General features: G+C 67.9%; 9 protein-coding genes and 1 pseudogene. All 10 read left to right on the top strand.

The window, feature by feature from the left end; all coding sequences use genetic code 11:
- On the top strand, positions 1–418 hold a 418-nt coding region (locus CCN42_RS04990; RefSeq protein ID WP_339384450.1), incomplete at its 5' end, for a DUF6197 family protein.
- A 3-nt stretch (positions 419–421) separates the two neighbouring features.
- Positions 422–1,015 carry a hypothetical protein gene (locus CCN42_RS04985; protein WP_086733246.1) on the top strand — a complete coding sequence of 198 codons (594 nt, stop codon included), beginning with the start codon at positions 422–424 and terminating at the stop codon, positions 1,013–1,015.
- 126 nt (positions 1,016–1,141) lie between these two features.
- Positions 1,142–2,983, top strand: a complete 1,842-nt coding sequence (locus CCN42_RS43665) for a hypothetical protein (protein WP_211294632.1) — start codon at positions 1,142–1,144, stop codon at positions 2,981–2,983.
- 20 nt (positions 2,984–3,003) lie between these two features.
- Positions 3,004–3,387: a hypothetical protein gene (locus tag CCN42_RS04975; protein ID WP_086733245.1), complete on the top strand. Its 384-nt coding sequence runs from the start codon at positions 3,004–3,006 to the stop codon at positions 3,385–3,387.
- Positions 3,388–3,459: 72 nt separating this feature from the next.
- On the top strand, positions 3,460–5,790 hold the full coding sequence (locus tag CCN42_RS04970; RefSeq protein WP_086733244.1) for a type IV secretory system conjugative DNA transfer family protein: 2,331 nt from the start codon (positions 3,460–3,462) through the stop codon (positions 5,788–5,790).
- Between the two features lie 282 nt (positions 5,791–6,072).
- Positions 6,073–6,723, top strand: a complete 651-nt coding sequence (locus tag CCN42_RS04965; protein ID WP_086733243.1) for a hypothetical protein — start codon at positions 6,073–6,075, stop codon at positions 6,721–6,723.
- A gap of 129 nt (positions 6,724–6,852) precedes the next feature.
- Positions 6,853–7,380, top strand: a complete 528-nt coding sequence (locus tag CCN42_RS04960) for a hypothetical protein (RefSeq protein WP_086733242.1) — start codon at positions 6,853–6,855, stop codon at positions 7,378–7,380.
- Between the two features lie 109 nt (positions 7,381–7,489).
- A pseudogene (locus CCN42_RS46055) lies at positions 7,490–8,119 on the top strand (hypothetical protein); the annotation flags it as partial.
- 508 nt (positions 8,120–8,627) lie between these two features.
- Positions 8,628–9,017: an HNH endonuclease gene (locus tag CCN42_RS44175; RefSeq protein ID WP_245877151.1), complete on the top strand. Its 390-nt coding sequence runs from the start codon at positions 8,628–8,630 to the stop codon at positions 9,015–9,017.
- Positions 8,960–10,000, top strand: coding sequence for a phage terminase large subunit family protein (locus CCN42_RS44170; RefSeq protein ID WP_245877150.1), 1,041 nt, complete (start codon positions 8,960–8,962; stop codon positions 9,998–10,000). Before CCN42_RS44175 ends, CCN42_RS44170 begins: the two co-directional genes overlap by 58 nt.
- The last annotated feature ends 103 nt before the right edge of the window (positions 10,001–10,103 follow it).

Genomic DNA, 10,103 nt, shown 5'->3' with positions numbered 1-10,103 from the left:
GCTTCCGGTCCTGCCGACGGCACCGGAAGCACCCCCCTGGCACCACCGCCTCCTCCCCGCCACCCTCCGCCGCGCCATGGCCGGCCTGGGCTGGTGGCAGAACCCCACCCCCCAACGACCCTCCACCCACCTCGAACAGACCCTCGACGTCCTCCACCGGTACGGCTGGTGCCAGTCCCTCGACGTCTCCCCGACCGGCCGCATGTGCATCCGCGGCGCCCAGGCCCTCCTTGAGAAGACCGGTCACGTCACCCCCCACACCCGTGAGCGGGCCGTCGCCTACATGCAGGCCGCGCTCGCCGACGCCGGCATCCACATGAGCTTCTTCACCTTCAACGACCTCCCCGGCCAAACCCTGGCCACCGTCGAAAACCTGCTGGTCAGCGCCTCACGCAAGGCCCGAGCGAACGGAGAATAAGAAATGCACAACACTCCCGGAACCCCCGACCCGGAATTCGACGACATCATCAATACGGAAACCTGGGGCCCCTACGGAACCCCCGTCATTCAGCAGGTTCAGCCGGGCCTCACCCGCCGCGGAAAGGCCGCCCTCACCATCGGTGCCGCCGTCCTCGCCGGAGGCGGACTCCTCACCTGGCAGCACTACTCCGCCGAAACCGCAGCCGCCGACATCAAGGCGCAGGAACTCCAGTACAAGCGCGACCTCATCGCCCTGGAACTTCAGAAGGAACTCAACAAGGCGAGCGCCACCAACCAGGAAATCCTGGAAACGCAGAGCGCGGAGCAGCAGAAGCAGATCCAGGCCTGCGTGAACGCCGACAAGGGCCTGATCGGCAAGCAGCTCGGGGTCACCTACGCCTCCGTGCTGGAGGGCTGCCGCGCCCAGTACGGCACCAACGGCAGCAGCACCGACATGCAGCAGGCCGCCTCCGCGACCGACGCCGGCGACCACGAGGGAGGTATCTCCCCGGGCGCCCTGATCGGGATCGGGACCGGCCTCGCCCTCCTCGTCGGAGTCGCCGCCAACCGCGGCAAGAAGACCAACGCAGCGTAACCGCCCTGGTTCATTCCTCACTCACTCACACCGCTGAAAGCCCCGGAAGCACACCCCCCGGGACCGTCCGCCCGGGGCTCTCGACGGTGAGTGAATGAGGAATGAAGCTACAGAGAGTGAGGACTGATGTCGACAGGCACGGCACCCGCGGTGGTCCCAGGGCCGCCCGACCCGCCCGGCCAGGCAGCCACCGGCGACCAGCCCGCCAAGGGGTTCCTGGCCTCCATGGTGGCCGCCGTCGAACCCGCGCGCCCCACCACCGGGGCCACCGCCGGCCACGGCGACAGCCAGCCCGGCAGCGCCACGGACGGCGCCCTGGACCGTTCCGCGCCCGGCCTCACCTCCGCAGCCTTCCGGGACGCCGCCGACAAAGCCGCAAAAGGCAGCGACCACGCCGGTGCCCGGCACAAGCGCAGCGTCTGGAAGGAAATGCTGCTGGCCGCCGCGACCCGCTGGGCGAAAGGCGGCGGAACAGCGAACAAGCGCCTCGACCTGAAGAAAGCAAAAGCACAGGCACACCAAGTCAAGGAATCCCGCACGACCACCGTGACGAAATCCGGTGGTCTGCCCATCAGGAATACCGGCGGATCCGGCGCCGGAAGCAAGGACGCCCCCAGCAAGGGCAGCCGTGATTCGTCCGGTAAGGGACCGGTGAATTCCAGCGGGAACCGGTCGAACGGTGGCGGCCAAGGCGGTGCTGGTGGAGGACGTCTTGGGGGAGGCCGCGGGGCTGGTGGGACCGACAGCAACGGCTCCCACGGCTCCCACGGCCAGGGCGGGAAGGGGCCCACCGCTGGAGGCAAGGGCGGCGGCGGATCGCACCACGCCGGCTCCGGGACGTCCGGCGCGGGCGGCGGCACGACTCCCATCCGGAACTCTGCCGGTGGCAAGAAGGGCGACGCCCCCGCCACGGGCGGCAAGGACTCCGGCAAGGGGAACGGGCAGCACACCGGTGCGGGCAACGGCGCCGCACCCGGGACGGGAACGGGTGGCCCGGCCGGTAAGGGAGCCGGAGCCGGGACCGGTGGCAGCGGCAAGACCGGGCCCAACGGCAAGGACGGAGCCAGCGGCAAGACGGGCTCCCCGGGCGCCCCGGCCCCCGGTACGGGACACAAGCCCAACGGCAACAAGACGCCGAACGGCCCCCACCCCACCCGCTCCGACCCCCGCACCCCGCTCCAGAAGTCCCGCGAGACCGGCCACGGCGACGGCAGCGCCGTCCGCAACGTCATCGACCACGTCAAGGCGTACAAGGACGGCGCGGTCGACGGCTACCACGACAAGAAAGCCGAGAACGCCAAAGAACACGACCGCCTCGACAAAGAGCACGCCCGCCACACACCCAAGCCCGGCCAGCAACAGCAGGACGGAGCCCGCAAGGACCCCGCCCAGCGCGAACCCCTCAAGGCGACGAGCCAGGGCCACACCGTCGTCATCGAAGACGACCACCGACCGATGGAGGACCCGTTCATGGGCAGCGCCACCCCGATCCAGGCCCAGGGCATCAACACCGACACCATCACCCTGGGCACCGGGTTCATCAAGTCGTCCGTCAAGCGCAGCGAACTGCGCACGTTCAAGCAGTACGAGGGCCGCCTCGAAGGCCGGATCGACGGCCTCGCCAAGGTCGCCGACGCCACCAAGTCCCTCACCACGCAGGCCCGCGAACAAGCCGACGACTGCCTCAAGCTCCTCGAGCAGGCAAAGTCCGTCAAGGGCGGCCACAAGCTCGCCGGCGAACTCCAGAAGCTGGCCGACAAGGCCAAGGCCCAGGCCGACGAGGCCGACGAAGTCCATACCCGCGCCAGCAAGGCCCACGACTTCGCCAAGGCCGTGCTGTCCAACGTCCAGACCCGGTACACGCCGCTCTACCAGGCCGTCGTCGACTCCGACGAGACCAAGCCGGCCGAGCTGAAGTTCTACACCGACCGCGGCGTCACCCCCACCGACACCCGCCTTGCGGCCTGACCCCCTGAAGGAGCCCCCTCATGGCCAGCGAACTCACCTACAAGCAACTCCAAACCAAGATCACGCGGATGCAGAAGAGGATCGCCACCAACGCCGAGCAGATCGAACGCGCCGCGAAGGTCATCGAAGAAGAAGCCAAGGAAGCCCGCCGCGAGTGCGACCAGATGGGCGCCAAGTCCGTCGACAAGGACACCCTCGCCGACTCCCAGGAACTGTCCAAGGTCCTCCGCGGCCTCTCCGACGGCATCATCACCTACGCCGCCAAGGGCAAGGACACCGCCCGGCAGGCCACCGCCGTCAGCGACCAGGCCCGCGCCACCCACGGCGGGTTCCAGGAAGCCTTCGACCGCTCCGGCGTCGACGGCCTCGCAAACGTCTCCCGCGACTGGTTCGAACAGGCATAACCCACCCACCCCATCCACGGCCCCCGGCACGGGGGCCTCCCCACCCCACCCTGCGAAGGAGCATCCACCCCCATGACCACGAACATCCACTCCGCGCCCCGCGCTGAAACAGCGGAACGGTTCGCGGCCATCGGCCAGTGCGTGCTGCCCATCGCAACCGGCGCCCTGGCCCCCCTGCTCGACCCGTCCGCCGCCACCGCCGCCGGCACCACCTACCTCGCCGGCGCTGCCTTCGTCGGCCTCAACTACATGAACCGCCTCGGCAGCTGGGCCAACGACCTGCCGATGATGGACATCGCCCGCGCACACCGCGACACCCTCGGCATCTCCACCATCACCACCGGCATGGCCCTCGGCCTCGGCACCCTCGGCGGCCCCGAAGCCACCGACCTCCTCATGGCCGGCGCCCTCCAGCCCACCACCGTCCCCGGCATCCTCTCCCTCGGCTGGTGGATCTCTGTCGCCCTCGTCCCGCTCAAGCTCCGCCGCGTCCTCGGCCGCAAGCGCCCCACCCCCACCGCCACGCCCGGCACGGCCCCCGTCAACCAGACCATTCCCGGCCCGGTCACCCTCGCCGACCAGATCCTCGCCGCGTGGGAAGCGCACATCTCCAACCCCGACAGCGGCCAGCACAAGCACCAGATCCTCGCCGACGTCACCGTCTACACCGACCGCTGGACCGGCCGTGTCATCGCCCCCGCCGGCGCCTCCGTGACCGTCAGCAAGGAAGCCGTGTCCAGCGTGTACCGGGTCAACGCAGGCTGGATCAGCCTCGAGCACGGCGCCCACGCCGGTGAAGCCCTCATCACCGTCTCCTACTCGGCGCCCGCCGAACTCGACCCGAACACCCTCGCCGGCGCCTGGAAGAAGCGCGTGGCCTGCTCGGGCGGCTCCATGCCGAAGACCCACCTGGAAAACGTCACCGACGACCCCAACACCGGCGGCCAAGCCGCCTGGGTCGTCGCCGACGACGACATGCGCGGCGCCCTCAAGGCACCCGACCTCACCGACCTCGCCGGCGACCTCCGCAAGTCCCCCCTGCTCATCTCCTACGAACCGAACTTCAACAACGTCCGCAAGGCCATCATCCGCGTGATGGACACCAACCCCCTCGAGGCCGGGCACGACTTCCAGGGCCTGGACTCCCTGAAGGCCTCCGCCGGCGGCTGGTTCCCCATCGGAAAGATCATCTCCGGGCATCCGGCACGCTTCCAGATGTTCGACCCCAAACTCGGCGCGCTCCACCTCGTCATCGCCGGCACCACCGGCAGCGGCAAAGGCGGAGCCGTCCAGGTCGTCAGCCTCGGCTACCACGCCAACGGCGCCGCCATCATCTACGCCGACCCCAAGGGCGCATCAAACCCCGCCATCCCCAAGATGGCCGCCCACTCCGGCCTCCAGCGCTACGGCGCCCTCGGCGCCATGCGCCTCTCCTACCACGTCCTCCAGCACCGCGTCGCCGAGGCCGCCAAGCTCGACCTGAAGAACTTCCAGCCCTCCAAGATGCGCCCCTGGTGCCCCACCATCCTCGACGAAGCCCCCCAGATGCTCGGCCCCAAAGTCCCCAACCGCGCCGAAGCCGTCCACATCGTCAAGGCCGGCGCCTCCCTCGGACGCTCCCTCGGCATGCCCTGGGTCCTCGTCACCCAGACCGTCAACCTCGACCAGATGGGCGGCGAGCAAGCCATCCGCGCCAACCTCCTCGCCGGCGGCGCCTGGCTGATCCTGCGCACCGACTCCGACCAGGTCAACCTCGGCGACCTCCCGCCCGGCTTCGAAGGAATCGACCCCTCCAACATCCCCGCCGTCTGGCCCACCGAAGACGAATCCCTCATCTACGACCCCGACATCCCCGAGGACGACCCCCGCCGCACCTTCGGCCTCGGCTACCTCGCCGCCCCCGGCGGCCGCGCCGGCATGATGCGCATCGACACCCTCGAAGACGCCACCCCCCACATCCGCCCCGAGCAGATCGCACACCCCGAAGATGTCCCCTGGTGGGGCGACGAAACCGTCATGGAGGAACTCGCCAACACCCCCCTGCCCGGCTTCGAAGACGGCACGAGCAGCGACGACAGCGATGACCGACCCGTCATCGCCCCCGGCGTCGACTTCCAGAAGAAGGAACCCACCGCCGAAGAGAAGATCATCACCGCGCTGCGCGACGAAGCCGACCCCCTCCACCTGGAGTACCTCGACGGCTCCAGCGACATCGAACCCGGCGACTTCGACATCGCCTACATGGACCGGGCGCAACTCCTCGCCGCGACCGGCCTGAAGGACGGAACGTTCGCCAACGCCCTCGGACGCCTCGAAGCAGCCGGGAAACTCCACCGCGTCGCGGAAGGCAAGTCCGTCCGTGTCGGCCTCGGCCGGCCCTCGCACGAGGACGCAGCTGCCTGACCGAGCCCAGGGGGAAGGCACCTCAGACAAACCCGCTTCCGTACGGCACGATCAGAACTGCACGGCCCGGACCTCCTTGAGCGTCCCCGCGCCCCATGGGAGATCCCGGGCCGTGCACACACACCAGCTCCGCACCCGTCAGCGGAGCACCAGTCGGCCCCGCTCCCACCCCCAGGGAGCGGGGCCGACCCGTACCCCGTGTCACGAACCGATCACACCGCCACCAGGCGATCACCACACCCCGCATGATGCCCACCAGACACACCACCACCTGGGGGGACCATGACCCACACGCCGCCACCGCCCGACTTCCCGCCCCCGGCCCCGGCGCAGCCTCCGGCAACCAAAAAGAACCGCACCAACGCGATTATCATCGGATCGGCCGTGGCCGTGATCGCCGCAATCATCGGCACGGGCATAGTCGTCTCCAACTCCCGCGACGACGACAACACCGCATCCACAACAAAGACCAGCGACCCCGTCGACGAAACGGTCACAGCCGACGAGGAACCCGAACCGACCCCCGAGGACACCGAGCCGAAAGTCATGGGACTGACGGACGGCGTCTCGTACCAGGACGGCGTCGAAGTGCAGCTGTCGGACTACAAGCGCGGCGTTTCCTCCGACACGGCCGCGCCATCGGGCACGCCCTACGTCGCCTTCACCGTCGAGATCAACAACAAGTCGCAGTCCATCGTGGACATCGGGACCGGCTACGTCATGTGCTACTACGGCGACGAGAGCCGCACATCGGAACAGATCTTCGACTCAGAGCGCGGACTCGAAGGGGTGCCCTCAATGCGCCTCCAGCCGGGCCGCACAGCGAAAGCGACCGTCGCCTGCGAGATGCCGAAGAATCAGCAGTACTTGCAGGTGGAGATGGCGCCGTCCATGGAAGCCCAGGCGGCGATCTTCGCGGGCAACATCAAGTAGCCCCGCCCGTAACGGGCCCCGCCGAACGCCAGCCGGGCCCGCCAGGGGGAACAGACGGGCGGAAATCGGCGATCATCGTGACAGGCGCGGGGCCTGACAACCACACACACGAGCGGGAGCCCCACCGCCATGGCCTGGTCAAAACTGAAGCTCGACGAAGTCGCTGTTCGCCGCACCGCCCTCCTCAAGCTGCGCCGCGAAGGCGTCCGCTACGACGACCCCCGCGTCGAAGCCCTCGGCTACAGCAGCCCCAACGCCGCACGCCGCGACCTCACCCGCGCCCTCGAAGCGCACCGTGCCGAGGAAGCCGCCGAAGTCGGCATCTACCGCCAGCAGGAGAACGAACGCCTCGACGCGCTCCTCGAAGCCGCCTGGCCCCGCGCCACACAGCCCTCCCCGGTCTTCGACAAGGAAGGCAACGTCATCGGGGAGGAACTCGACATGCGGGCCGTCGACACCGTCCTGCGCCTCATGGACCGCCGCGCCAAGCTCAACGGCCTCGACATGCCCGCCAAGGCCGAACTCACCGGCGCCGGCGGCGGCCCCCTCCAGATGAGCCAGGCCACCAGCGCAGAACTCGAAGCCCTCATCGGCCTCGGCATCGCGCCTTCTCGTGTGCCCGGCGACGAGCAGGACGCCAGTGACGACGAACAGTGACATTCTCGAGGCGTACCGGACATTGCCGGACCAGCAACGCCTTGAGATAGCCAGGCAGGCCTCTCCGGAGCTTCGATCTCAGCTTCTGGCTGTGGAGCGCGAGATCGCCATGGACCGATCACCCGGTGCCATGGCAGCCGTGTTGACCAACGGCAAGGAGATGCAGGCCCGTCACCTCGACCTCGTCGACCAGGCGTTCCAGCGCATCGCGGCGGGCGAACGGGTCAAAGTGATGCTGACAATGCCTCCGCGGCACGGCAAGAGCCGCCGAGCGTCGCGCTGGGCACCAGTCTGGTACCTGCGGAGGAACCCCGACCACCGGCTGATGCTCGCCTCCTACAGCGCCACCCTTGCCGACGACCACGGCCGGTGGATCCGCGACACCATCACCGGCTACGCAAGCGTCCTGGGCATCTCCCTCAACCCCGCCTCGCACGCCGCCAACCGCTTCGACATCGCTGGCCACGAAGGCGGCATGGTCACCGCTGGCGTAGGCGGAGGACTCACAGGAAAAGGAGCTAACTGTTTCCCTGACCAAACCCTAGTCACTACGGAAATCGGTAGAATTCCCATGTCAGAACTGGTGGCGATGGAAGTCAAGCCGCGAGTTCTTTCCTTCAACCATGCGACCGGCCGACCAGAATGGCGCCGGATTCTGGCAACGAGGACAACCACTACCGATGGACTCATCGAAGTCACCACTGCTCGTGGGCATACAGTACGGGCTACCAGAGATCACCCCTTCTATGTCCCTGGATCCGGTTACCGGTCGGCCGCGTCTCTACGGCCCGGGAACCGGCTTAGTACGTACGGTCTCCCGGACGAACCGCCACTGCATCCTGTGCGGCAAGGACAAGGGGCGAGACGGCCGGGGGCCTTCCTGCCGCCCCTGCTACGCCAAGGTTCGGTCGGTAAAGATCCTGCTTCGCTGCCTGTGGTGCAGCGAAGAGTTCCTGAAACCGCGGCACGAGTACAACAAAGCCCTTCGACGCGGTCACTTCGCTTTCTACTGCTGCAAGGAGCACTCGCAGGCGCACCACGCAATAAAGAACGCCCGGCGGTGCCAGAACTGCGACATGGCCATGCCTGGCAAGCGCAACAACAAGTTCTGCTCAATGCAATGCCGCATCGACTCCCGGAACCATCCCGAGAAGCCGTGCACAATATGTGGCCTGTTCTTTCGTCCTCTCAGCACGCGTACGGTTTACTGCTCACGACCGTGCGCGGACAAGGCTCACTCCATACGCATGCTCGGGACCGGGAACTCGCACTACAAGGACGGCACCAGCTACAGCAAGTGGTTCAAGGAGACCCGCCCGCTCATCTTCGAACGGGACAAGGACTCCTGCGTCGCCTGCACAACCCCCTACAAGCCGATCAAGTACTTGCGCAACGGTGCGCCCGCGCAGCGGTCCAACCTGATCGTGCATCACCTGGACGAGGACCCGGCCAACAACCGCGTCGAGAACCTCATCCTGCTCTGCTACACCTGCCACGCCGTGCACCACAAGTCTGCGGTGACGCCGTATCCATGGTTCGCCGAGTACACGCGCCGGGCGTCCGAGTCCATGACATCCAAGTGGAAGGCAACAGCAACTTCTTTGCTGACGGTGTACTCGTCCACAACTGCCTCATAGTCGATGACCCCTTCAAGGGATCCGACGACGCAGAGTCCCAGACCCAGCGCGACCGGGTCTGGGACTGGTGGCAGTCCGTCGCCCTCACCCGCCTCGAACCCAACGGCAGCCTGGTCGTCATCAATACCCGATGGAACCCCGACGACCTCTCCGGCCGCCTTCTGGAAACCGAGGGCGACGAATGGACTGTCCTCGACCTCCCCGCCCTCGCCATGGCAAAGAACGACCCACTGGGACGCGCCCCCGGCGAAGCGCTTTGGCCCGAGCGGTACAACACCGAAGACCTCGCCCGCATCCGCAAAGGCGTCGGTGAACGCGTCTGGTGGGCCCTCTACCAACAGCAACCCCGTCCCCTTGAAGGCGGCGTCTGGCAATGGTCGTGGATCACGGGCAACCGGATCAGCCCCGTCGCGTTCCGCGGCGTCGACCTCACCCGTGTCGTTGTCGCCCTCGACACGGCAGGCGGCAGCAGCGCCAGCCATGACGAATCCGGCATCGTCGCCGCCGGCCGCTCCATCGACGATCACTACTACGTGCTGGCCGACCGATCCGCACGACTGTCCGCCGAGGCCCGCGGCCGGGAGACATGCCTGCTGGCCATGGAACTCCAGGCGGACGCCATCGCTGTAGAGATGAACTACGGCGGTGACTCGGTAAGCCAGGTCGTCGTCCAGGCGTGGAGGGAACTGGAACGGGAGGGAGCGACCAAGGGCATGGTGATGCCGCGGATCGTTCCTGTGGACGCCAAGAAGGGCAAGAGGTTGCGGGCCGAGCCCATCGCCCAGCTCTACGAACAGGGCAAGGTGCACCATCTGGCAGAGTTTCCCGACCTGGAGCGGCAGATGGTCACCTGGCTGCCCGGCATGGACAGCCCCGACCGGATGGACGCCGTGGTGCACGCCCTGACAGAGCTGGCCGACCCCGCCGGAGAGGGGCTGGGCACCCAGCACTACGCCGACCAGCGGCTCCGCGGACGCCGGTAGCGAGGGAACCCCACCGCCCCGCGCCCGTACCCTGATCACAGGCGCGGGGCCTGCGATGTAGAGGGGTGCACAGGTGGGCATCGTGTCCCGCGCCAGAGCCGTG

Source organism: Streptomyces glaucescens, assembly GCF_002154375.1.
GTDB lineage: Bacteria > Actinomycetota > Actinomycetes > Streptomycetales > Streptomycetaceae > Streptomyces > Streptomyces glaucescens.
The sequence above is the reverse complement of the archived record's forward strand: the minus strand, read 5'-3'. Positions and strand labels throughout refer to the sequence as shown.